The sequence below is a fragment of the Chitinophaga sp. G7 BAM 1005 genome, from assembly GCF_057126945.1.
In genome coordinates this window covers 2,854,347-2,879,665 of sequence record NZ_CP181478.1, presented here as the reverse complement: position 1 = coordinate 2,879,665, position 25,319 = coordinate 2,854,347, and the positions used below count along the sequence as shown (strand labels likewise).

The 25,319-nt window shown below is 47.6% G+C and carries 20 protein-coding genes; 11 read left to right on the top strand and 9 right to left on the bottom strand.

Annotated features, from left to right (window positions below; translation table 11 throughout):
- The first annotated feature begins 300 nt into the window (after positions 1 to 300).
- The gene (locus ACMXI2_RS11360) at positions 301 to 762 is read left to right on the top strand and encodes a cold-shock protein (RefSeq protein ID WP_079469927.1); all 462 of its coding nucleotides are present in this window, start codon (positions 301 to 303) and stop codon (positions 760 to 762) included.
- Positions 763 to 883: 121 nt separating this feature from the next.
- Positions 884 to 1,969: a metallophosphoesterase gene (locus ACMXI2_RS11355; protein ID WP_483781702.1), complete on the top strand. Its 1,086-nt coding sequence runs from the start codon at positions 884 to 886 to the stop codon at positions 1,967 to 1,969.
- Here the strand turns inward: ACMXI2_RS11355 and ACMXI2_RS11350 are convergent.
- The gene (locus tag ACMXI2_RS11350) at positions 1,957 to 2,982 is read right to left on the bottom strand and encodes a sterol desaturase family protein (RefSeq protein WP_483781701.1); all 1,026 of its coding nucleotides are present in this window, start codon (positions 2,980 to 2,982) and stop codon (positions 1,957 to 1,959) included. The two genes, ACMXI2_RS11355 and ACMXI2_RS11350, sit on opposite strands and share 13 nt — an antisense overlap.
- 181 nt (positions 2,983 to 3,163) lie before the next feature.
- On the opposite strand from ACMXI2_RS11350, the gene ACMXI2_RS11345 reads away from it, so the two are divergent.
- Entirely contained in the window at positions 3,164 to 3,856 is a 693-nt protein-coding gene (locus ACMXI2_RS11345) for a molybdopterin-dependent oxidoreductase (RefSeq protein WP_483781700.1), read from the top strand.
- Here ACMXI2_RS11345 and ACMXI2_RS11340 read toward each other — a convergent pair.
- Complete coding sequence (locus tag ACMXI2_RS11340) at positions 3,853 to 5,115, bottom strand: alpha/beta hydrolase (protein WP_483781699.1); 1,263 nt, start codon at positions 5,113 to 5,115, stop codon at positions 3,853 to 3,855. The genes ACMXI2_RS11345 and ACMXI2_RS11340 overlap by 4 nt on opposite strands.
- A 184-nt stretch (positions 5,116 to 5,299) precedes the next feature.
- On the opposite strand from ACMXI2_RS11340, the gene ACMXI2_RS11335 reads away from it, so the two are divergent.
- On the top strand, positions 5,300 to 5,788 hold the full coding sequence (locus ACMXI2_RS11335; RefSeq protein ID WP_483781698.1) for a BON domain-containing protein: 489 nt from the start codon (positions 5,300 to 5,302) through the stop codon (positions 5,786 to 5,788).
- A gap of 24 nt (positions 5,789 to 5,812) precedes the next feature.
- Positions 5,813 to 6,238 (top strand): SH3 domain-containing protein, encoded by a 426-nt coding sequence (locus tag ACMXI2_RS11330; protein WP_483781697.1) that lies wholly within the window; start codon positions 5,813 to 5,815, stop codon positions 6,236 to 6,238.
- A 222-nt stretch (positions 6,239 to 6,460) separates the two neighbouring features.
- Here the strand turns inward: ACMXI2_RS11330 and ACMXI2_RS11325 are convergent, their stop codons facing one another.
- The 6 genes from ACMXI2_RS11325 to ACMXI2_RS11300 all read right to left on the bottom strand — a co-directional run bounded on the left by ACMXI2_RS11325 (position 6,461) and on the right by ACMXI2_RS11300 (position 18,419).
- Complete coding sequence (locus ACMXI2_RS11325) at positions 6,461 to 9,127, bottom strand: MBG domain-containing protein (protein WP_483781696.1); 2,667 nt, start codon at positions 9,125 to 9,127, stop codon at positions 6,461 to 6,463.
- A gap of 26 nt (positions 9,128 to 9,153) precedes the next feature.
- Entirely contained in the window at positions 9,154 to 10,794 is a 1,641-nt protein-coding gene (locus ACMXI2_RS11320) for a RagB/SusD family nutrient uptake outer membrane protein (RefSeq protein WP_483781695.1), read from the bottom strand.
- Positions 10,795 to 10,803: 9 nt separating this feature from the next.
- The gene (locus ACMXI2_RS11315; protein ID WP_483781694.1) at positions 10,804 to 14,046 is read right to left on the bottom strand and encodes a TonB-dependent receptor; all 3,243 of its coding nucleotides are present in this window, start codon (positions 14,044 to 14,046) and stop codon (positions 10,804 to 10,806) included.
- A 271-nt stretch (positions 14,047 to 14,317) separates the two neighbouring features.
- On the bottom strand, positions 14,318 to 15,517 hold the full coding sequence (locus tag ACMXI2_RS11310; protein WP_483781693.1) for a FecR family protein: 1,200 nt from the start codon (positions 15,515 to 15,517) through the stop codon (positions 14,318 to 14,320).
- A gap of 83 nt (positions 15,518 to 15,600) precedes the next feature.
- On the bottom strand, positions 15,601 to 16,194 hold the full coding sequence (locus ACMXI2_RS11305) for an RNA polymerase sigma-70 factor (RefSeq protein WP_483781692.1): 594 nt from the start codon (positions 16,192 to 16,194) through the stop codon (positions 15,601 to 15,603).
- Between the two features lie 284 nt (positions 16,195 to 16,478).
- A complete protein-coding gene (locus tag ACMXI2_RS11300; RefSeq protein ID WP_483781691.1) occupies positions 16,479 to 18,419 on the bottom strand; it encodes an alpha-L-arabinofuranosidase C-terminal domain-containing protein in 1,941 nt (646 codons plus the stop codon).
- 238 nt (positions 18,420 to 18,657) lie between these two features.
- Here ACMXI2_RS11300 and ACMXI2_RS11295 point away from each other — a divergent pair, with 238 nt between their 5' ends.
- From ACMXI2_RS11295 to ACMXI2_RS11270, 6 genes are all read left to right on the top strand, one after another.
- A complete protein-coding gene (locus tag ACMXI2_RS11295; RefSeq protein WP_483781690.1) occupies positions 18,658 to 19,137 on the top strand; it encodes a GNAT family N-acetyltransferase in 480 nt (159 codons plus the stop codon).
- A gap of 100 nt (positions 19,138 to 19,237) precedes the next feature.
- On the top strand, positions 19,238 to 19,579 hold the full coding sequence (locus ACMXI2_RS11290) for a YciI family protein (RefSeq protein WP_483781689.1): 342 nt from the start codon (positions 19,238 to 19,240) through the stop codon (positions 19,577 to 19,579).
- A gap of 5 nt (positions 19,580 to 19,584) precedes the next feature.
- On the top strand, positions 19,585 to 20,817 hold the full coding sequence (locus ACMXI2_RS11285) for an RNA polymerase sigma factor (RefSeq protein ID WP_483781688.1): 1,233 nt from the start codon (positions 19,585 to 19,587) through the stop codon (positions 20,815 to 20,817).
- Between the two features lie 31 nt (positions 20,818 to 20,848).
- Entirely contained in the window at positions 20,849 to 21,688 is an 840-nt protein-coding gene (locus tag ACMXI2_RS11280; RefSeq protein ID WP_483781687.1) for a helix-turn-helix domain-containing protein, read from the top strand.
- 66 nt (positions 21,689 to 21,754) lie between these two features.
- Positions 21,755 to 22,162, top strand: a complete 408-nt coding sequence (locus tag ACMXI2_RS11275; RefSeq protein ID WP_483781686.1) for a DinB family protein — start codon at positions 21,755 to 21,757, stop codon at positions 22,160 to 22,162.
- Positions 22,163 to 22,180: 18 nt separating this feature from the next.
- On the top strand, positions 22,181 to 22,471 hold the full coding sequence (locus ACMXI2_RS11270; RefSeq protein ID WP_483781685.1) for a DUF1330 domain-containing protein: 291 nt from the start codon (positions 22,181 to 22,183) through the stop codon (positions 22,469 to 22,471).
- Between the two features lie 62 nt (positions 22,472 to 22,533).
- Here ACMXI2_RS11270 and ppsA read toward each other — a convergent pair whose 3' ends face one another.
- Positions 22,534 to 25,146, bottom strand: coding sequence for a phosphoenolpyruvate synthase (ppsA, locus tag ACMXI2_RS11265; RefSeq protein ID WP_483781684.1), 2,613 nt, complete (start codon positions 25,144 to 25,146; stop codon positions 22,534 to 22,536).
- Between the last annotated feature and the right edge of the window lie 173 nt (positions 25,147 to 25,319).

Here is a 25,319-nt window from a genome sequence, read left to right as displayed (position 1 = left end):
AGCGTTTTAAATTTTTTGACCACACCACTTTCAGGCGGTTTATTTTGTTGCGGATTAAAAACCAGTTTGCTAATCTATGGAAATCCGTTGATATCATAATTACCCCTGATCACAAATAAAATATCATGATAATCAGTACTGTGAAGGAGTTTATTTCCCGGTGTGCAAAAAATATAGAATAGCCGCTATGGGGAGTCCTGGGGCAAAATGCGTGTGCATAAAGGCTGTGCTGCTTTATATTCCGGGCCTTTTACGCAAAAAAAACCGATCTTTGTAAGGTATCAAAATATATACATAAATATGGCTAGATCCCAGGAAACAGTTGGTAAAAAAGAAAAAGAAAAGAAAAAAGCGAAACAAAGACTGGATAAACAGGAAAGAAAGGAAGAGCGAAAGAGAGAAAGCGGAAAAGGAAAGAGTTTGGAAGATATGATGGCTTACATAGATGAGAATGGTAATATCTCCTCTACTCCACCCGATCCAAGCAGGAAAAGGGAAATTAATGTGGAAGACATTCAGCTCGGTCCAGGCAGACAATTGCCGGAAGAACCAGCAGAACTGATCCGCAGAGGTGTGGTGAAATTTTTCAATGAGTCCAAAGGTTACGGGTTTATTATCGATCAGCAGACACAGGATAGCGTGTTCGTACACATTAACCAGCTGACTGAACTTATTAAAGAAAAAGACAAGGTAACTTTTGAAGTGGAGAGAGGACAGAAAGGTCCAAGTGCCGTTAACGTAAAGAAAGAAGTAAAAAGCTGAACTGTAACAGGTCTGGCTTTATTAAAATAAAAAAATCTGAGCGGTTATTGATAATCGCTCATTTTTGTGCGTGGTAAGGTACTGAGCCACCTTCCTAAAAAAATACAGCGTGCCGCATCCAGTGAAAAAATTCTTCCAACGTCCTATTATCTGGCTTTCCAACAGATTTTCATCCCAACCGGATAAATCCCAGGTATTTGCATCCCTATCCCAGCTTCATGAAGAAATCCTGAAAGGCAACCGGCAAAAAGGGGTGATCGTTCCCTTTGATTACGAACATAGCCGATTTATTATTTTCTCTGACCAACATAAGGGCGGAAAAGATGGCGCTGACGACTTTATGGCCGCAGAAGCCAATTATGTGGCCGCGCTCCGTTATTACTACGACAGGGGTTATACCTTTATTAACCTCGGCGATTGCGAGGAATTGTGGGAATGCCCGCCGGCAACCGTGATCCGGGAAAACCGGGACACCTTGCTGGAAGAAGCCCGCTTCCTGCAGCAGCAACGTTACTTCCGGGTATTCGGAAATCACGACCTGGAGTGGCATTACGCCGTACCACGGCAGCAATTCCTGAAAGGTATCTTCGGGAAGAAACTGAAAGTATATGAAGGGCTGATCCTGCAAACACGCTACCAGGACCATGATTACAAAATCTATCTCACACATGGCCACCAGGGCGACCTGCGCAGCGACGGCAATGTTTTCAGCAAATGGTTTGTAGCCGCCATATGGACGCCCGTACAACGCTTTTTTGACATCCGGATGGATACCCTGTCCGATTCCTTCGACCTGGCCGACCGGCACAATATCATGATGTACGAATGGAGCATCCAGTACAAAAAAACATTCCTGGTTTCAGGGCACACCCACAAACCCGTGTTTGCATCACTGGATCATATCGACAAGCTCACGAAACAACTGGACAAAGCCCGCGCCCAGGGAGATACCGGTGAAATAGCCATCTTACAAAAAGCATTAGCAGCAAGACAGGCAGAATATGCCGGGAAACAGCTGGTAAAAACAATGGCATCCCCTTCCTATTTCAACACCGGCTGCTGCTGTTTTAATGATGGCGATATTACCGGGCTGGAAATAGCAGATGGCGCTATCCGGCTGATCAAATGGAAAAAGGATGCACCCGGTAATTCCCGTGTAGTGCTGGAAGAATCCCCGTTGTATTACCTGTTTGATCAGATGACCTGATCGGCTGTTGGCTGTCGCAATGGCTTATGCTGCGCCTCCTCGAGGAAAGCCTGTTTCACCACTTTTGCCGTTTTATGATCCCCGGTATGGCTCCATCCCGGCGGCATTACAACGTACAGCAGCTTATTTTTTATGCCTGGCGCTTTCCGGACATCCCGCCACAAGCCGTACAGTTCACCAAAATAAACATCCAGGAAATTGTTGGGATTCATTTCCCTTGAAATACCATATTCGATCTGCATATCCCTCTTTTCAGGCTGGAAAGTGCCAAATACTTTATCCCAGATGTTAAGCAGGTTACAGAAATTGGTATCCATATACAAGGGGTTCTTTGCATGATGCACCCGGTGGTGCGACGGCGTCAGAATTATTTTATTGAGAAAGCCAAGACGCCCGTCTTTAACCAGGTTTTCACCCACATGGATGAAAGATCCCCAGGTACCATCGATGAACATAATGATAAAAAGCAACGGTGGATTAACGCCCATCAGGATACAGATACTGGTGCGGATCACGTCTGCATAAGGCGCTTCCAGGAAGAAATGCGCATAAGTAACCGAAAGATTCATGGTTTGCGGCGCGTGATGGGTAGAATGCAGGCACCAGAACAAACGCACCTTATGCCCGTAGTAATGATAAATAAAGTGAGAAAATTCCCAGATCACATATCCGTAAATAAACCAGTACCATTTAAGAGAAGTGTTGATCAACGCATATTTCTCCAGTAGCCCGATACAGAAAGCCACTGCTGCAATGGAAATGAACCGGGAGATGAACCGGTTGGCCACAAAGATCAGGAAGGGCATTTTATAATCTTCGATCTTAAACTTCTTATAAAATATAGCCCGTCCTATTTCCAGCAACAGCAGAAAAGGCACCAGCGGGGAAATGACAGAGAAGATCCCGTTTAGCGTAAGCAATACCTTGTAATTCCCCGTTTTACATACTTCTATTAACTGTGAAATCCCCAGGAATCCGATGATCTCCTTGAATATCGTTTGAATGACCTCCATAACGCGCGTTTATTTGGTTTACTTTGTACGTACAATATACTACTTTGTATGAACAAAGTATAATGAGCCCCGGACTTTTTTCAGATAAGGGAGAGCCTGGTAAGCCGGGGTGCTACGCCGAAAGCACCGCCTGATGGGCGTAAATCCGTATATTTACAGCAGAAGACCCAAAAATTATTTTATGGAAGAGGCGGACAAACTAAAGCGTATTGTAGAAGCGAGAATGAAGCTCAAATCCCGCTTTGAGGAAAAGATGCGGCTCACCCCATCGGTAGCCGACAATAAACCCAAAGGCAGCGGCAATCCTAACCGGCATGGCATGCCCGTATTACCGGTAGGGCAAACCATCACACATAAATGGCCCGTACTGGACCTGGGGATACAACCGGAAATTGAAAAGGACGAATGGCAGCTTATCCTGGATGGCGCCGTGGAGCACCCGGTAACATTAAGCTGGGAAGATTTCCTTTCACTGCCGCAAACATCCGACACCTCCGATTTTCATTGCGTTACCACCTGGTCGAAGCTGAATATGAACTGGGTAGGCGTTCGCCTGCTGGACCTGGCAGCATTGGTACAACCAAAGGACACGGCCACGCATATACTCTGTTACGGCTACGATGATTACACCACCAACGTGTCGCTGGAAGAAGCCCTGAAACCCGATGTGTTACTGGTACATACCTTTGAAGGCGCACCATTACCCAAAGAACACGGCGGACCGGTAAGAATGATCACCCCTGAACTATATGCATGGAAAGGCGCCAAGTGGATCCACCGCATTGAATTCCTTACCGCCAACAAGCTGGGCTTCTGGGAAGAAAGGGGTTACTCCAATACCGCCTACCCGTGGCGCAACGACCGGTATAGTTAATTCACTATAAACTTCACCAGTGATGGCACTAATTGCGCCGACAGTGGCAACGGCGCCTGATTCCCGGCGGGAAGCGGCGCGGTGTCTTTCAACGCATGCGTCATTCCTTTGATTATCAGTAGCTGCGAACCCGGTTTGCAGTTGTGGAGAATATCCGCCTGCACAGGCGGTACCTGTACATCATTGGTGCCGCCGATTATAAAGAACGGCATCTTTACAGCCGGCAGCAATGCACAGGGATCATAGTGAAAAGTGCTTTTCCAGAAAGTATATAAGGAGGGATTGAACAGCGTGCTTAATGCCGCCGGTACCTGCTGCGGATTATTACCCTGCCGGAGTTCATTTAAAATCACGGTTACGTCGTTGTACAGCGAATCGGCCAGTTTCGGTTTTAACTGCGCCAGCAATACTTTATCCATACATTCCCCCGGTCCGGATAAAGACACCAGGCTTTTGAAGCTCCTGCGGCCTGCAGCCATCAAACCTATTAACGCCCCTTCACTGTGACCGATAACCGCCACGTTTTTAAACTGCCGCGTATTTTTCTGCAGATGATCTATCCAGGCAATGGCATCATCCGTATAGTCATCGAGCGAGGTAGCGCTGTTACTTTTTTTGAAGCCGGTGCTTTGACCGATGCCGCGTTTGTCGTAACGCACGGAAGCGATGCCATTGGCAGCTAAAGCCGTTGCCAGCTGCTGATAAGAGTTACCGTTGGTAGTGGATGATAACGGGTTATTACCATTGTGATCAGTGGGTCCCGATCCTGAAACGATGAGTACCACCGGCCAGGGTTGTTTCGCTACAGGCTTTGTAAGCACGCCATACAGGATACCCCCGTCTGCGGTAGTCACCGTATCAGTTTCTTCATAAGGCAGCAATGCGGTAGTTATAAGTTTGGTACCGGCACTAAAAAAGCCGGCGATCTGGTGGTTGCTGTCGAACACCACACGAAACGTGATAATAGCTTTGCCAAACCTGTTATCTGCCAGTATAATATCATATGCGGCTTCCTTTGCTGTTTTCCGGGAGATAAAAGCCTCCCACTTCCCAAAGGATTGTTCAAGCTGTTGCCAGATCCCTTTCATCATGTCCGGCGTTACCTTTGCTTTCATATTGGCATCCATATTTTCCCTGGCGCCATCCCAGTTTCCTTTACCGAGTTGCTCAAAAAACTGAGTAGCTATCTGCTCGTTTTGTTGTGCTGATGCGGTGCGAAACAGGATGCACAGGAATGATAACAGGTACCACTTCTTCATGGGTCCGGAGTTTTTTTAGTTGAACTAAATTAATTGAATACGGCTGACAGTCCAATTAAAATCGGGTTAAAAAGACAGGAAGCGTCTATTAAAAAATAAACAACTCTTACAGGCTTATTGCCAGATGAAAAAAGATACTTAACTTAAGAACGTATTTTTTCATCATTAAAACCTCAGTATGATTATGAAACTGAAACACCTGACCACAGTGATCCTCTCCGTGGGTCTATTGTTCATGATTTCCTGCAAATCGAAACCAAAGGATGCAGACATACAGGCTGCAGTAACCACTGCATTACAGTCCTCTCCCGGTGTTAGTGCAGATGTTAAGGATGGCGTAGTTACTCTTTCCGGATCTGTTGCCAGCCAGGCTGACAAAGATGCAGCAGAAGCTGCTGTTAAGCTGAACCAGGGTGTTAAGAGTGTTGTTAACAATGTTACCGTAGCCCCTCCTCCGCCACCGCCCGCACCGGTAGAAGTTACTGCCGACGATGCGCTGAAAACAGCGGTAGCAGGCATTGTGAAAGACTTTCCTGGTATCCAGGCAGATGTTAAAGATGGAGTGATTATCATTACCGGCGAACAGAAAGCTGACCGTTGGAAGAAACTGAAAATGGCGCTGGATGCCCTGAAACCTAAAAAGGTAGATGCCTCCGGTTTAAAAGTAAAATAATCTTTCTCTTTAAATACAAAAATCATGGCAGCATTACAGGATAAATACAAAGAGTTGATTGATGCAGCACAGGCGGCAGGTACCAGCAACCTGAAAGTAAACGAACTGGATGGTGTATTGCATATAGAAGGCGAAGCACCTACCGGCGCTGTAAAGGACCAGCTGTGGAACATCTACGGAAAAATTGATCCCAACTTCCTCACCGGCGATGTAGTGATGAATATTAATGTAGCTACTGCTGTAGCAGGCGCTAAACTGAAAGTGATCACAGAGTCATCTAACCTGAATATCCGCAAAGGCCCCGGCACCGACCAGCCTATTGTAGGAAAAGCAGCACACAATGAAATTATTTCGCTGATCAGTAAACAAAGTGACCAGTGGTGGCTGGTTCGCACAGATGCAGGCGAAGAAGGCTATGCCTATGCGCAGTATCTGCAGCCAGTGGAGTAATAGCGGATTAAAGCGGATTTTGTCTTTCTCAGGATTACGCTGATTTTGCTGATTTACTTTTTGGATTTTATAAAAGATTAAGGGAGATAGAAGCGGATATATTCGCTTTTATCTCCCTTAATTATTATTAATCAAAAAAATCCAAAAAGTAAATCAGCAAAATCAGCGTAATCCTGAGAAAGACAAAATCCGCTTTAATCCGCTATTATTACGAGGCGCCTTCTATTTGAATATCTTAACGGAAATACGCCAGCGGGGCGTGGTAACCGTAGCTATATAAATTCCTCTTGCTACATTGGGTACCTGGAACTGGAACACGTTTATCCCCTTCCGTAAGGTAACGTTTTGTGCAAAGATCCTTCTGCCACTTAAATCCACCAGCTGATAAAAGGCCGTTCCTGCGTAAGTGCTGAACATGCTGGACATTAAAGTAGTGCTACCCAGGAATACGCCGGTGAGTACATTGGGCGTTCCTTTGGTACTATTGGTACTTTCCCCCACCGTAAGCGTTCCGCTATTATAAATAAACGAATAGTTCGCCGCGGCGGCCCCGGTGGCAGTAATCGGGTACTGCCCCGGAAAGGAATACAGTGTAGCCGTGGATGTTAGCACCGGGCGTTGGATGATAACGGTTGAATCATCATTGTAAACAAATCCCGTGTAATCTATTTCAAAAGCAGGATTGGGCATCCCGTATATCCTGTTGGTATCTTTCGGGGTAGCCGTTAACAGGGCCGGGCTGATCACCAGTGTTCTCTGAATTTTTTCTGCAGATGGATATACGTTATAATCCCACTGGGTAGCGGTAATAGTGTCGGTACCCGCGCCCAGGATCTTCATCTTCCATTGATTATTATCGCTGCTGTCCCGGTAAACCCTGGTGAGTGCAGGGTTGCCGCCGGAAAAGGTAATGGGCAAAAGAGTGTTATCACTGCCGGCAGTCAATGCAAAGTCGGCATCTCCATATTGCTTCCAGGCAATGGAATCCATTCTCAGGTGACCGGGAATGCCAATTTTATAGGCGCCTATTGAATCGTTCAATACAATGAAACGTACTTTGGCACCCTTGTAAGTAGCGATGAGGCTGTCCCTGTGTAACACATTGTAAGTAACCGCTGTATCGGCAGACCATACGGCCAGCACCGCGGTGCTGTCTTCCTGCTTCCGGAATGCTAACGCCCAGATGTCATTATCAACGGTGGGAAGTCTTTTAACAAACCGCGGGCTACTACCCAGGTACCCCGTCATTTCCTTATAGGCATTATAAGATGGTTTGGGTGAAAAGTCCCATCTCAGCAAACCGAAATTACTTTCCTTATCTGCGGCATTGTTGCCATCGTTATGCAGGTCGTACCAGAATATTTTCTCCACCCCTAACGATAAATAATTCAGGTATACCCGTTGCAGCAGGTTAGCCTGGTCGCTTTCGGTATAACCTCCCGCCAGCGAAGCGGTACCCATGAGAATGCCTCCCTGCCAATCGCCATAAGTAAACAACGACATGGCCTCTCCTATATTTACATCGGTGCTGTTGTACGCATGAATAACAGGATAATAGGTATCGCCCGGCTGGAGGTTTTTGGGGCTGATAAAACGGTCAACAAGTACATTGGATAAGGCCGGCACTCCTCCTGCCAGGGCGTCAGGACTTACAGCAATCCGGGTAGTACTCTGCGGTATACCGGGTTTAGTCCAGAAAGCTTCAAAGCCCAGCCTGAAATAAGGATAGGTAATCCCTGTTTGCGATACATTGCTCCAGGTACCATCCGGGTTCTGAATACCGGTATAATAGAACGGCAATACATTCACGGCCAGCATTAATCCGCCGTTGATCACATAATTACGCAAAGGTTCCAGCAGGGGCTGATCGGTGGTGGTGGATTCAGAACCCAGTATCACGGGGAACTCCGCGGGATCAACGGTTGCCAGCTGGCTGTACGGGATAGGCACCAGGGTGATGCCCGGCAACCACGAACGCCACGTTTCCACCTCATCGAGGTTAGGGACCCTGGGTGATACCGCAATCCCTACTTTGAAGGAGGTAGTATCTTTTCCTAACTTATGCAAAGCATAACGAATGGCTTTAACAACAAACTGCGGCTGCTTCTGGATGGTAGGCGCCACAAAGGAGGAGCCGCCGGACTCCGTTATCCAGACAGGCATACCCGAATCGCCGCGCAGTTTCATTTCTGCATAGAAGTCGTTCCGCATACGGATGATCCGGGCGCTTTTGTCTGTTGCATAGCCATAGGGATGAACAGCTATTTTATCGAAGTAGCCTTTTGCACCGGCGTTGTACATGCTTTTCAGGTAGTCGGTATTCCATCCGGAAAGACCGCCAACGATCACCGAGCAGGCTGTGTCAATACTCTTTATTTCTTCATAGGCAGCTTTCAGCACCGGTACGTATTGCGCCGCGTTGGGGCTGGGTTTCCAGAAGCCGCCATCCTGTTCATTCCATATCTCCCAGTATTTCATGTCGCCGTGATAGCGGGTTACCACCGCATTTACAAACGCCCGCCATTCGGGCAGGTGATTATAAATAGGCACCATATCCGGCCGGGGTTTGGTGATCTCCGAATCAAACGCCTGTAAGATGGGGAGGATCTGGATACCATACTGCCGGCACTTGAGCAGCAGCGAATCATACCGGGTAAACTGCATAACACCTGCGGTAGCGCACACATAGGAGAATTGTATATCTACCCGCATCCATTTGATACCTGCCTGCTGGCATTTCAGCAGTTCATTATCAATCATAGGCCATTCCGGATTTTTTTGTGCATGGGCACAAACACCCCAGGGGCTCTCTGTTTGCGCCGAAAGCGTGATGTAGGGCAACAGGAAAGTGATGCATATAGTAATGCAGCGCATAATTTGGTTGATCATAAAATGTTTTTTAAGATGTTACATTATCAATAGCCATCGTTTTGTGGAAATGCGGTGATACCACCTGCTGTTTTATCTATCTGATCCTGCGGTATAGGTCTTAGTACATGAAAGGGTTTAATATTTGGTGCGCCGGTAGGATTATGCAGCCGTACTCTTTCCAGCAATTTCCCCGTACGAACCAAATCGAACCACCGGTGATGCTCACCAAGTAGTTCCCGTTCTCTTTCGTCCAGGATAAAATCGATGTTGAGGTCGGAGGCGGTTATTTCCATTGCGGCCTGGTTGGCGGCCGTTTCTTCTGCAGTAGCGCCGGGTTTGGCGGCACGTTTACGCACAGCGTTTACATACGGTACGGCTTCTGCGGCCTGGCCGCTCATCATCAGCGCTTCGGCGGCCACGAGGTACGTTTCCGCGAGGCGGGAAACAATAAAATCGCGGGAACCTGCTTCGTTATTAATGTCGGGCCGTTGCGGATCGAGGAACTTGGTCAGCGTTGGAAAATTGGTTTGGTTATACTGGCTGGGGGCAATAACGGTATAGTTAACCGCATTCCTTTCTGCGGCGGTGTATTCACGGCCCGGGAAATAAGCGGCGGTATCGCCCAATTGCAGGGTTACGCGTTTACCGTTAATCGTATAGGCGCCAGGGTTATTGCAATAATACACCGTAACGAAACTCTTTTCATAACGACTGTCGTGTGCCTTATCAAACAATGTGTCTGTGGTGAAACGGGTAGGTCTGAAATACGAATACGGTCTTCCGTTGGCCAGATCCCTGGCCATTCCTGGCAGGGAAGTATAGCTCATAATAAAAAACAGGTGAGTTTGATTACCAACGCCATTGGTCAATACATTTTTACTGTATTGCACCGCGAAAATAACTTCCGGATTCTTCTCCCCACTACCCTGTGCAAACACATCTGAAAAATTATTCAGCAACTGGTATTTATAATTACTGATCACATTTTTTGCCAGCGTGGCGGCTTGCTGGTAATCGTCCGGCTGCCGGGCGGTGGTGCCTGCCCGGGTGAGGTATACTTTCGCCAGCAGGTTTTCAGCGGCAGGTTTTGTAACACGGCCATACTCTGTAGTGGTGGCGCCCAGGTTAGCGATAGCAAATTGCAGATCCGCAATAATGGCTTTGTATACGCTGTCAACAGGTGTACGGTGTGCCACCGTAGTTACCTCGGTGGTTTCTGTGAGCGAGAGGTTCACCGGTCCCCAGGTTTGCACCAGCAGAAAATAATACATAGCCCGCAGGAAACGTACTTCTCCCACCTTTGCATTTCGCGTTCCTTCTGCAATGGGTACCAGCGGCGCCCTCGTGATCACGGCGTTGCAGGCGTTCACTGCCAGGTTGAGATCATTCCACGGACTGGAGATAAACCCCCTGCCGGGTGTAAGGTTGAAGTTATAGGCATCCAATGCCAGCTCCCCGCTGCCACACGTATAAGTATCGGTGCCATACACGGTTAACTGCGCGCCCATCTGGTTACCATACCAGGCGCGCAAATAGCTGTAAGCGCTGTTTACGCCGGCATTAAAGCCCTCCGGTGTATTGAGGTAGTTATCCGGGATACCGGAACGCATATCCTCATTCAGTTGTTTATAACAGGAAGAAGTAAAACAGGCGAATATGATGATAATAAAGCAAATCGGCTTCATAAACAGAATTTAGAAAGTAAGGTTGATGCCAAATACATAGTTCACATAAAAAGGCTGACTGAGGATTTCAGGATCTATCCCCTGATCCTCGTGTACGAAGGACGAGAACACATACGGGTTTTGCACGTTGGCGTATATACGAAAAGATTGTATACCGGTGTGTTTCAGTGTGCTGCCCGGCAGGCGGTAGCCCAGGTTGATATTTTTGATCCGCAGGTAATCGCCTTTAAAATAGGTAAGCGTGCTCCCGAAAACAGGCCCCTGCCCTTGTCCGGCGCGTGGCCGCGGATAGGTATTCACCGGGTTATCCGGCGTCCAGTAGTCCACATTTACAGTGTTGTAGCGCCCTTCGAGGGCAAAGGTGTTACCGCTGCGCAGGGGATCTTTTATCAGGTGTCCGAATGCGCCGTTAAGAAAAACAGACAAATCAAAACCGCGGTAGCTAAAGCGGCTGGTGATGCCGCCGGTCCATTTTGGTCTTACCTGGCCCAGTATTACGCGGTCGCCCGCATCTATTTTCTTACTGTTATTCAGATCACTTACTTTTATTTGTCCCACTGCAGAACTGTATTGCGCCGCCTGTTGCTCTTCCCCCGTTTGCCAGATGCCTGTTTTTACATAATCGAAATACACGCCGAGCGGCTCACCAATAAAGCGGGCATTGCCAATGTCGTCTACTTTTCCCTGCGACAGGGAAAGGATCTTTTCCTTATTGTAAGCCATATTAAAATCGGTGCTCCATTCAAAACCGCCTTCCAGTTTTGCTTCAATATTTACAGACGATACGGCGAATTCAATACCCGAATTACTGGTAGACCCTACATTGGAAGTAATGGTAGCATAACCGGAAGTAATGGGCAGCAACCGTGGCAACAGGAGGTCAGTAGTTTTGGACTGGTATACATCCACAGTACCGGTAATCCGGTTATTAAGGACGCCAAAATCGAGGCCCGCATTGGCCGAACGGGTAGTTTCCCACCTGAGGGAGCCATTGCTCAAACTGGCGGGCCGGTAGCCAAAGGCGGCCACCCCGTCCCAGTCGTACGACGTACGTGACAACAATGCCCTCGTCTGGTAGGGATCTATCCCTGCATTACCATTCTGCCCGTAGCTGAGTCGCAGTTTCAGATTATTCAGCCATTTCTTCTTACTAAAAAAATCTTCGTTGCTGATATTCCATCCCAGTGCTACTGCAGGAAAGAAGCCCCACTTGTTCTTTCCGGCGAACTTCGATGATCCATCCGCGCGGCCGGTAAGCGTTAACAGAAAACGGTCGTCGAAAGCATAGTTTACACGCCCCATCCAGGATAAGATGCTCCAGCGGTTATAACCACTGCCAATACCGGTAATGGTGGCGCCGGCGCCCACGTTATAGTAGAGGATGGAATCCAGCCCGGTGGGCAGGTCTTTCACGCTGCCGCTGCTGCTTTCGCTGCTGAAGTTCTGGAGACTGTATAAGCCTGTTACATTCAGTTTATGTTTACGGGCAAATACTTTGTTATAGGTAAGCATGTTTTCCCAGGTATATGACAGCGTAAATGTTTCGCTGTTATTTGCTGCAGGTGCTGCGCCATTCTGGAAAGTGGATGTAGCGCCGCGGTAGTTACCGGTTCTGCTTTCTGTGAGATCCGGGGCGAAGTTCATCCTGAACTTCAGGCCGGGCGCCAGGTCTGCTTCTCCATATATGCTGCTGAGTATGCGGAAACGTTTATTGCGGTTCACTACTGCTCCCGGTTCCAGGTCCACCATCGGGTTTACCTGCAACTGATCCGACGAAGGGCGCATATTTATTTTCCCGGTGCTATCAAAGGCCGCGCTTAAAGGCGAAGTGGTGAGCGCTGCATAGAAAGGATTTACATCGATGCCATTGGATACGCTGAAAGTACCCAGGGTAGACATGCCCGCTTTAATGCGGCGGCCTATCTTCTGGTCGATATTAATGCGTGTGGTATACCGTGTAAAGTCCTGTATGCGGATGTATCCTTTATCACTGAAATATCCCAGGGAGATGTTAAAGAGGGTATTATCGTTGCCGCCGGATACGCTCAGTTCGTGGTTTTGTGCGATACCGGTACGTAATATCAGCTGCTGATAATCGGTAGTGGATCCGTTTGCAATAGCGGCCAGTTCTCCTTTGTCGAAAATCTTTTCATCAGCATTGGGGTCTGCATCGTTGTAGCGGCCAACCGCTCGGTTGGCTTCCCGGCGGTATGCTGCAAACTGCGGCCCGTTCATCATATTGGCCTTCCTGGTTACATCGGATATGTTGAGATAGGAATTGTAACTGACCACGGCGGGTCCGGGCTTTCCTCTCCGGGTAGTGATGATCAATACGCCGTTGGCGCCGCGGGAACCATAAATGGCAGTAGCAGATGCATCTTTTAATACATCAATGGATTCAATGTCGTCCGGGTTGATGTCATTTAAACCGCCGGACAATGGAATACCATCTACTACATAGAGCGGATCATTCCCTGCACTGAACGACCGTACGCCCCTGATCAGCACGGATGGCTGAGAGCCGGGTTTGTTACCGGTATTGTTTACATATACGCCGGGTACGCGTCCCTGCAGCATTTGCTGTACATTGGTTACGGCCACTTCTCTCAGTGCTTTGGATGATACGGAAGAAATAGCACCGGTTACATCTCCCCTTTTCTGTGTACCATACCCTACTACTACCACCGCATCGAGGCCGGACAGGGAAGGGGTGAGATTTACCAGCAGAAAATCGCTGCCGGTAAGCGGTATTTCCCGTGTGTCGTACCCGATATAGCTAAACACCAGCGTTGCACCGGGGGAAACATTTTTTAACTCAAACTCCCCGTTTTCATTGGTAAGGGTACCATTGGCCGCCTCTTTCTCTTTAACGGTAACGCCCGACAGTGGCGGGCCGCCGGCAGCCGTTACTTTTCCTTTTATATTTTCTTTGGGCGCCGGCAGCTCCTCTACCGACACGCGTTTTCGTTTGATAACAATTGTTTTCCCGGAGATAGTGTACCAGAGCGGTTTATCTTTCAGACAAATTTCCAGCAGGGCAGTAACAGACGCGCTTTGCACATCTATATCCACTTTGCCGGTACGCCGCACCAGTTCTGCATTATACCAGAAAAAATAACCGGTTTGCTGCTGCACGGCATCAAACACTTCCTCCAGCGATACATTCTTTTTTGAAATCGTAACGGATTGGGCAGATACATGCGCAAAGGCATGCATACAAACACCGACCATCAAAACGAAGATCATTTTCATAACGAGGAACATTTTAGGGAACGACAAGCCAGGCAAAGGCTCCCCCTTACACTTAGTGTAGAATTTCATATTTTTGTTCAGGTTGGGTTTATCCGTTAAGCAATCTTTTACAAATGGGTGTTGTCGGATTGCCCAATTACTTGCCAGGGGCGTTGCAACCGCTCCTGGTTTCTTTTTGGCAATCACTAACGGGAACGGGTGTATTATTCACTCATACGTGGACGTTTTTCATCGTGATGGAATCGTTTTTCATTTACCGTGGAAAAATGTATTACAGGGAAGAAACCTTTATCTTTCTTCCTTTAATTTCAAAGTGTATATCTTCTGTTAGTTCAAGCATCTGTAATACCTCTGTCAGACTGCTTTTCCGGGAGATAGTACCGGAAAAATTTTTTGCAGACAGGTTACCTTCAAACACCGGTTCTATATCATACCAGCGTGCCAGCTGCTGCATGATGGTGATAATATTCTCTGACCTGAACCGGAAAACCCCATCCTTCCATGCTATTACACCGGGGAGGTCCGGACGGGAAATAATGAATTGGTTGTTATTTTCAGATAATCCTGCCTGTTGCCCCGGTTGCAATAATTTGCTCACGCTTCCATTACTTACTTTCACGGCCCCTTCCAGCAGGGTGGATTGGATCTCTGCGGCTTCTTTGTACGCCATAATATTAAAGCGGGTGCCCAGCACGGCTACTTCCATGTTGGCTACCGATACTTTAAACGGGGCAGATGCATTCGCTGCCACTTCAAAATAGGCTTCCCCGGTGAGGTTCACGCGCCGTTCGCCGGCATTAAAAGCCACAGGATAGCGGAGCGACGACTCCGCATTGAGCCATACTTTGGTACCATCCGGTAATACCAGTTGAAACTGCCTGCCGCGGGGGGTAGTCATGGTATTATAACTCATGCCCCCTGTACCGGAAATGGTTTCGCTGTTATACGCCAGGCGGCCGTTGTTCAATGTTACCTGTGTACCGTTTTGCTTCGCCACTACCCCGTTGCCGAGGCTATCGAGTACCACGGTGCTGCCGTCGGACAAGGTGAGGATGGCGCCTTCGCGGCCAGGCACTATTGCCGGCTGCAATGCTCCTGGTACGACTGCTATCCGGGGCTGCTCCAGTTGACGCAACAACAGGTAGGTACCACCAGCAAGCAACAGGAAAGCCGCTACCGCTGCTGCCGCCAGCCAGGAGTTACGGCGCTGTGGATGGTATGCGGGGGGTTCTTGTTGTTCCCATTCATGTATGCCTGAGCGTATATGCATGAGCGTTTGATCCCAATCTGTTTTCCGGGCAAACTTATCATGGGGTATTTTCCCCCATAACTGCCACAGTTCTTCTTTTACGGGGTCGTCGTTTTCCAGGTCGCCCACCAGCTGCCAGAATTCACGGATCTCTTCCGGCGTGCCGCTGTCATTCACAAACAGGTGGAACAGGTATTGAAGTCTTATTGGATCGGAGAGCATATAACGTGCTTATACCTTAAAAGACGGCACGAAAGAAAAAACAGGACTACTTCTCCCGAAAAAAAATTTAAAAGGCTTTCTGATCAGCTGATAAAGAAGAGATTTAGGGCAGCTTTGCTGGAATGATGCCTGCGCAGGAAGTCACTGATAGACCGGGTAGCCGCCACCATGCTGTTTTTGACCGTACTGGGCGACAGCCGCAGCGCTTCCGCTATCTGCCGGTGGGTAAGCCCCTGTTCACGACTCATGGCGTAGATCAGCTTCCGTTGCGGGGGCAACTGGTTAATGGCCTGGAGTAATAACTGCCGGCATTCGGCATCTATCAGCAGTTCATCGGCTCCTTTCTGGAGCGCCGGCTCCTGGCGGTCGATATATATTTGCTGTAACCGGGCGTGACGGGCAGTGGTGCGGAGAAAATCAAGCGCTTTATGATACGCTACCTTGTGTAAAAAGTTTTCCAGGTTCCGGATATTATGCAGCAGTTCTTTCCCGATCCAGAACTTTACAAAGATGTCGGTTACTATCTCTTCTGCAATTTCCGGCGCTTTCACAATGGTGATGAGGTAATAATACAGCTTATCCCGGTAACGTTCAAACAACAGGTTAAACGCAGTTTCCTTGCCGGTTTGCAGCAATTGTATTAATTCCTCATCCGTATAACTGTTGTCTGCCCCCATTTAACCGCGAAAGGTATTTTGAATCTAAAATAAAAATAATGGTTGATAATACCTTCGGCAATGTAAAATATATTCGTGGAATTTGTCTTTCTCAGGATTACGCTGATTATACTGATTACCTTTATTTTTACTTTTTGGATTTTCTTTTGATTTAATAATTAAGGGAGATAAGAGCGAATATATCCGCTTCTATCTCCCTTGATCCTTTATAAAATCATAAAAGTAAAAATCAAGCTAATCAGTATAATCAGCGTAATCCTGAGAAAGACAAAATCCGCTACCTGCTATTTATTTGCCGGAATGCGGATGAGCGCCACTGAGCGGGGAGCTACTTCATAGCTAACTGCCTTATCAACTTCCAGTTTACCGGTGGTAGCTATAACTGCCGGTGCATTTTTATCCGTTACATTCTCTGTCAACACCGTTACTGCTGCATTTGTATGCCGCGCCACAAGGCCGGCCAGATTGGCTTTGGCTGCTACACTGGTTTCGCCGGCATTCACCAGTTTAATAATGAGATCACCGCTTTTACTGTCTTTTACGCAGGACACGCCTGTATTTTTGTTATTATTCAGCGTGATGATATCCGGGTAGTAAGTATCGCCGGCATTGTTTGAAAACAGGTGCTGTACATAATAATTAGGCGTACGCGTGATAGTAGTGCCGGTGAAATATATAAGGTTCGGGTTCCAGGAAGTATGGCCGGTGCGGGCCAGCAACGGCGCATAAGACGACAGCCGTACCACGTCGCCGTTGCGTTCCAGGGCCGTCATGTACACCGCTTCGGCCAGGGCGTTGAACCAGGTATTTCCCCTGGATGCATATTCGCCGAGGTATACTTTGGATTTATTGCGGTTATACGAATCGTAGCGGTTTTTATTTTCCAGGAACCATTCTGGTTTTTCATAGTAATGCTCATCTACCATCTGTAAAGCATTTTTATCGGCAAATGCCCATCCTGCCTCAAAGTCTTCACCTGCCGGCGCTGGCCCTACGGTTCCGATAAGCGTGATTTCCGGGTGCTTTTGCTTTACAGCCGCTTCAATTAATTTAAAGCGCTCCCGGAAAACGGGGGTTTGCTTGTCTTCGTTACCAGTAGCCAGGTATTCCAGGTGAAACGGCGCAGGATGCCCTGCAGCAGCTCTTTTGGCGCCCCAGGTGGAAGTGGCCGGTCCGTTGGCATATTCAATCAGGTCCAGTATTTCATTGATATAAGCGGGCATTTCGTCCAGTGGCAATCCTTTTTGCCCGGTGCCGCCAATGCGCCAGGTGCCGCCGGAGTTCTGGCAGCTCACTGCTGCAGGTACTACCGGTAAGGGCTTGGCGCCAATGTCTTCACAAAACTGGAAGTACTCGAAATACCCGAGTCCGAGCGACTGATGATAGCTCCATATATTCCGCTGTGCTTTTCTTTCTTCTATTGGGCCGATGGTATTTTTCCAGCGATACATATTTTCGAGGCCGTCGCCATGCACGAGGCAACCGCCGGGGAAGCGCATGAACCTGGGCTTTAAATCCGCGATGGCTTGTCCCAGATCGGCCCTAAGCCCGTTTGGCCGGCCGTGAAAAGTATTGGCCGGGAACAGGGAAACCATATCTATCGCCAGGCTGCCGGGCGCTTTGGCTACCATCACCAGCACAGCGCTATCGGCTGTTTGTTGCGCGGTGAGGACGCCGTTGCTCTTCTTCCATTCCTTTGCATCCGCAGTAAAACTTACTTCTCCGTATACATCGCCCTTCCGGCTGCGCAGCTGTACTGATACAGGAATGGGCGTTGCCGATAGTAAGCGGGTAAATACCGAAAAGTTATACTGTTCTCCCTTTTTTATAGCAATGCCATCGAAGCCGTTGTTCTGTAACCCCATGCCTTCCTGGCCGGGTTCTTCGATGGTGAGCACCAGGTAATGCGGGTTGTTGGGATGAATGGGCGATTTACTTTCCACATTTATGGCTCCATAACCGAAGCCTTTGGTTACGTATTCCCAGGCGGTAAAGGAATGCCAACCCCACCTGTCGGCCGGGGTATACTCAAACGACCTGTTCTGGATTAATTCCGCATACAGGCCGCCATCTGCTGCGTAGCTGATATCTTCAAAAAAAATCCCGAACAGATCGGCGGAGATAGGCTTGCCTGCTTTACGTTTTGTTTGTGCGTCCGCCAGGTGCGTACCCAACAGGCCAATAAGGAACATAAAGAGTATACCTTTTTTTACATTCATTTTCATAACGTGTATTGAGTTTTAAAATCTGCCCGGCGAGGTAGCTGGCATCGTTCTCACAGGAAAAATAATAAAACTATTTTATTAATCGTCAATCTGACAATTAATTTTAATAATACAGGAAGATGCCTGTATTTTGCTGTTATACTTTTCCCTGATGGAAGCGAAAGCGGGGGCTTGTTCCCGGTTCTTTTTCTCCGGTTGATATTAAAACCCTAACTTCCCGTTATTCATTTTATGACGAATGTCCATGATTATCAGACCATATACGCCCTCCGATAAACCGGCATGTATAGCTGCATTTAAAAGTAATATGCCTGGCTTTTTCGCGCCGGCAGAATTGCCCGACTTTGAAGAATGGCTCCGGGAGCAGGACGCACGGTATACATCTCCCCCCAAAAATAACAACGAACAATATTATGTAGCTACCCTGGAGGAACAGGTAATTGGTTGCGGAGGTTATTATATCGATAGCGCAAAACAGGAAGCAGCCATGACCTGGGGTCTTATCATGCATGCCTTACATAAACAGGGATACGGCAAACAACTATTCCTGTACCGGGTAAATGTGATCCAGTCGATATGCCCGCTATGCCTTATCAGGCTCGATACCACGCAGCACTCCTACCCATTTTTCCGGAAACTGGGGTTTGCAGTTACCAGCATCACAAAAGACTCCTATGGTCCTGGGCTCGACCGGTACGATATGGAGCTAAAAGCCTGAAGGGCGGAAAGTATTTTTTACCGGACGAAAAAAAAGAAGTTATTTGTCCCCGTCATGAATACCCGGTCGTTATTAAAACGAAACCATAAAACATTCAGCAATGAGAGAATTCATATTAATTTTCAGAAACAGCACCAACTCCCACGACAACCCATCTCCTGAACAGCTGCAGGAAAGAATCAACTGGCTGGCGGGTATTGCCGCCCAAAACAAACTGGCAGATAAAGGCAACCGGTTATCCGCCAGCGACGCCAAAACGGTGAAGCCGGATATGGTAACAGATGGCCCCTACACGGAAATTAAAGAATTTATCAGTGGCTATATGATTTTAAAAGCAGCCAATATTGAAGAAGCTGTTGCCTTTGCCCAGGCCAACCCGGTACTTAAAGCCGGCGGCAATGTGGAAGTAAGGGCAATACTCAGACCGGAAGAGAAAAGCTGACGCCAATGACAGCAAACAGCTCAGAACTTTTACCCCAGTTATTCAGGTTGGAGTATTCCAAAATGACGGCAGTATTATGCCGTCTTTTTGGCTTACAGCACATGGAAACTGCCGAAGACATCGTGAGCGAAACTTTCCTAAAGGCCACCGAAGTATGGAGCGCACAGGGTATACCCGAAAACCCCACCGCCTGGCTGTACACCGTTGCAAAAAATAAAACGAAAGATCATCTCAAACATATTTCCATCTTTGAAACACAGGTAAAAGGCGCCCTTACAACGGACGAAACGCAGGTGGATCCCGACTTTGATTTCAATCCTCAAACCATCAGCGACAGCCAGCTGGCCATGATCTTCGCCGTTTGCAATCCTGCTAACTCCGCGGAATCACAGATCTGCCTTGCCCTCCAGATCCTCTGCGGGTTCAGCGTAGAAGAAATTGCAGATGCATTTCTCTCCAAAACAGAAACGATTAAAAAAAGATTGCTCAGGGCCAGGGCGAATCTGCGTACCGATAACTTCCAGATCCGGCAGCTACAGGAAGCAACAATAAAAGAAAGACTCGACGTTGTTCTAAGAACCCTCTATCTTTTGTTTAATGAAGGTTACTTTTCCAAATCCAATAATCACCTCATCCGGAAAGACCTTTGCTCAGAAGCAATCAGGCTGGTGCTGATACTCACCGAAAACCCGCTCACCAACACCACCCAATCCAACGCCCTGCTGGCACTGATGTGCTTTCAAAGTTCCCGGCTGGATGCCAGGGCCAACAACGAAGGAGAAACCGTGCGCTATGAGCAACAGGACAAAAGCCTGTGGAGTAAGGAACTCATCGAACAGGGCAACTACTACCTCGTAAATGCCTGCTCCGGAAATGAAGTATCCAAATATCATCTCGAAGCAGGCATTGCATACTGGCATACCACGCCAACCAATAACAATAAATGGTCGCACATCCTGCAGCTGTATAACCAGCTGATACTGGTTGAATACTCACCGATGACCGCACTGAACCGGACCTTTGCCTTTGCAAAAGTTTACGGGCATCAACCCGGCATACAGGAAGCGGAAAAACTTAGCCTGAACAACAACAGCCATTATCATTCGCTGCTGGGCTATCTGTATGCGGAAACCGACACGGAGAAAGCGATTACACATTATCAGCAAGCCATCCATCTCACAAAATCAACAGCGGAAAAGAAAACGCTGATGAAGGAAATAGACAGACTGTTGTTATGATACGATCCGTTTTTTTCGATAACTTTATAGCATGCAGGCGGATATACAAACACTCTATCAATCTTCCATTTGCACCGTACATAATTTTTTGTGCCGGTGCCAGGAGTGTACCGTGTCTGAAAAAGAATACCAGGGAACATTTTCCATTGCCTATATCCGGAAAGGGAATTTCCGCTTCCGGGTTTTCAGGAACGAACTGGATGCATACAGCGGCCTGTTCCTGCTTTGTAAACCCGGCTACGAACACAGGGTAGCACACGTTCACAACATACCGGATCAATGCACCATCTTTTCCTTCGAAGCAGATAATGAGGCGCTTTTGATGGAACACGCCGCCACCTTTTCCTGGTTTTTCAACAACCCGGATATTCACTCCATCCTGGTAAAAGCTACACCGGAAATGGAATTCCTGCATCAGCATATATTCGGTTTGCTACAAAAGGCGCATCGTCCCCGCTTATGGACTGAGCAACTGATGTCAGAACTTTTCCTGCTGGTATTATCTGCCGGAGATCCTCTTCATCCCCTGCCGGCATTGAATGATAAACAAAAAAGAAATTACCTGCCGGCGATAGAAAACGTAAAAATGTTTATCAATGAAAATTATGCCGACAATGTTACCCTTCCGCAACTCGCTGCGCTGGGAAATATGAGCCCGTTTCATTTTAACCGTCTTTTTAAACAGATCACCGCCGTCACACCCTACAGTTATATGTTACAGGTAAGGCTCAAACAGGCTACCCTGCAGCTTCGCAACACCAGCCTCCCAGTAACGGATATTGCGTTTTCCACGGGCTTTAACAGCCTTGAACATTTCTCCGCTGCCTATAAAAAACAGTTTGGAAAATCACCTTCCGCCATGCGTTCGTAAAAAGAGCAATTTTCCTTAAACAGATGGCTACCGTGCCGGTTAATTTTGCAGTACAAACTTCATATCATGAAAACGCAATTATTAACGACCCTGGAAAATGCTAAAAATTATACGCTGAGCGTAGCAGAAGCAATGCCTGAAAAGGGTTACAGTTTTAAACCAACACCAGCCGTATGGACGTTTGGAGAACTACTACATCATATTGGCTATGGCATTGGCTGGTGGGAAGACAATTACATCAGGCAGCAGCCTTCCGACTGGAACCCTCCCGCTGCCACTACCCGCAAAGCCGCTACCATCGATTATCTGAACCAGGCTTTTGATGCACTGAAAGAAAATATAGAAAACACGCCGCTGTCGGACCAGGTGGTGGCCGGTTTCTATGCCACTATTGATCATGTTACGCATCACCGCGGACAAGCAACGGTGTATCTCCGCAACCAGGACATTGTACCTCCTGAATATGTTTATTGATCATTCAAAAAAAATCACATGCCGGTTTATTATATCAACAGTTACGATATCATTAATGAAGAAGAATATGCAAAGTACAGTCCGCCGGTTATTCAACTACTGCATAAATACGGCGCCGAAGTACTGGCTTCAGACCTGCAGGCCATCGCTGTGGAAGGAACGGCAAAGAAGATGAATGCAGTGATTAAATTTCCGTCAGAAGCGGCCGCATTGCAATGCTACAACGATCCGGAATATCAGCCGCTGAAGGCTATCAGGTGGCGTTCTACTGATAATTGCAGTATGACGCTGGTACATGGATTGGAGTAACGCGTTAATCACGATGAGTAAGAGATTTTTTCTAAACAGCCGGTTCCTGTTAACCGGCTGTTTTATAGTATTTCTATATATCCGTCCGTTCCATTCACGCGGATGCGCTGTCCGTTTTTGATCAACCTGGTGGCATTCTCTACGCCCACAATGGCCGGTAAGCCATATTCACGTGCAATCACCGCTCCGTGGGTCATCAGTCCGCCTACTTCGGTGACCAGGCCCTTTATGGACACGAACAACGGCGTCCAGCTGGGGTCCGTAAATGCCGTCACCAGTATATCTCCCGCTTCCAGATCAGCATCTTCCATGTTCAGGATAACACGTGCCCGCCCTTCTATCACTCCCGAAGAGACGGGCAGACCTACAATTGCGTTTGCGGGGAGATTTTCCCGTTTATACTTCCCCGTTATAATTTCACCGTCAGACGTGATAACACGCGGGGGAGTTAGTTTTTCATATAATTTGTACTCGTATTTCCGTTTGGAGATGAGCTGGTGATCCAGTTTATTGGTGCGTACCACTTCGCGCAATTCTTCAAAAGTGAGATAGTATATATCTTCCTTTTCATGAATTACGTTAGTCCGCAGGAGTTGTTCCGCTTCTTTCAGCAACGCCTGCCTATAAACGAAGGAGCGGTTAATAATGCCGTATTTCGGATATTCACGATAACCGGCGAAGTTCCGGAGCAGGCTGATCATTTGCGCTGTTTCCCCGGCTTTTTGTTCGCCATCCGGTAATAGCTTCAACCTGGCTAATAATTCCTGTTCTTTCTTCAAGGCTTCCTGCTTCCCCTCCTCAAATTTCCGCTTGCCGGCGCCGGGCTCAAGGTTTTTAATGTTACTTAGGATCATCGGAATAAGTGTAGCCGGTTTTTCGCTCCAGCGGGTTCTCGTAATATCGATTTCCCCTGCACACCGCATTCCGTATTTATTGAGATAAGTATTGATAGCATTCCGGGCTTCGGGTCCACCGTTAAACCTGGCCAGTTCATCTAAAAAGCCATCGTTCTTTACCTGTTGTAAATAGTTAATTACTTCCGGGTAAGGGCGGATCACATCAGCGACATCCAATAGCTCCAGGCCCATTTCCGAAGTGATATTGTTGGGTGCTGATTGAGCAAGGGTGTCTGCGGCATTTTTTTCGCCTAACCATGTCTTCATGTTCTCATTGATCCAGATGGAAGCATCTACAGAAGCCATGATTGCACTCATATTTTGCGGATCAAATAAGCTCTTCTTTGATTGCTGCCCATCTTCCAGGATAAAATCAAATAAGTCAGTCCCTGATTTCGTTTGAATGTTTTGTTTTAACGTTGCTATCGATGTTTGAAAACGCCGGATCAGATCCGAAACGATCGCCGGATGATTTTTAATCTGGCCCAGGATATCTGCGGCCGATTTACCGCTACTGGTCAGGGCAGGATTCAACGCTTTGTTATCGGGTAGCGGCTTTATAAAACCTTCCCGCTCTGTAATGGTTATCAATGCGTCTTTTATGAGCGGATCGTGTTGTCCCAGGGCATCTATCATCGTTTTTCTGCCGATGGGCGTAGCCAGGCTATCCGTAATATCAACAAACAATCTTCCACCGGCTTTAAACATCGGTCGGAAAGCGGTCAATTGCCACAGAGATAATCCCAATGGTTTCATAGCATCCGTCATCATTTGCTGATGACCGACAGATATATACACGTGATTTTCCTGGTCATCCACTTCAGGGATCGGGTATAAAGTAGTAATTGGCCTGCTCTGAACAATATAAAATGTATCGTCCGCCAAACACCATTCAATATCCTGCGGGCTGCCAAAATAAGCTTCGATCTTTCTTCCGGTATGTGCCAGCTGTAAAATTTGCTGATCAGTAAGTACCTGCGCCTTTTGCTGATCAGGCTCTAGCGGGCGGGTAACTGTTCCTCCTTCTTCTTTTCCATAGATGGCCAGTTTTTTGGTTCCTGTCATCTTACCGATAATTTCCCCCTCCTCCACCTTATAACAATCGGGAGATACCAGGCCGGAAACCAGTGCTTCTCCAAGTCCAAAACCTGCATCGATGGAGAGCTGCTTCCGGTTAGCGGTAACCGGATCAGCGGTAAATAAGATTCCGGAAGCCAGTGGAAAAACCATCTTTTGAACAATAACAGATAAATAAACCTGGCTGTGATCAAATCCGTTTTGTATCCGGTAAATGATTGCACGATCTGTAAACAGGGAAGCCCAGCATTTGCTGATATACTTCAGGATGGCCGTTTTCCCGGTAATGTTCAGGTAGGTATCCTGCTGTCCGGCAAAGGATGCCGCTGGCAGGTCTTCCGCCGTAGCGCTGGAACGCACCGCAAAGGCGTCTTTTTCATTAAACTTTGTGAGATAGCCCATAATCTCCTCAGCGATGTCCTCAGCAATGGGTATCCTTTCGATGACCATACGGATTTTTGCGCCAACTTCACTGATGTGTTCCCGCTCTCCTGTCTTAAACCCTGTTAATTCATCCAGCAAGCTGTTAAGCTCTTCATTATTTCCGGTTGCTTTTTTATACGCCTCTGTAGTAACGCAAAAGCCCCCGGGCACCCGTATTCCCTCTATTCCGGACAGTTCTCCCAGATTAGCGCCCTTTCCTCCTACAGCCATCAGCTTTGTCCTGTTTATCTCCTGAAAACCAAGTACAAATCTGTTCATATGTTATCCCTCCTTTTACCGGTAAAAAATTTAGTGAAGAATGTGCTATGCCGTCAAAAATACAAGGTATGACGCGTCAAAACACCGTTTCTCAACTATATTTTTTTCTGCACAATAATGATAATAGCAGGGACGTTTTATTCCAAAATAAAGGGGATTGGGAAGCGCTGTTA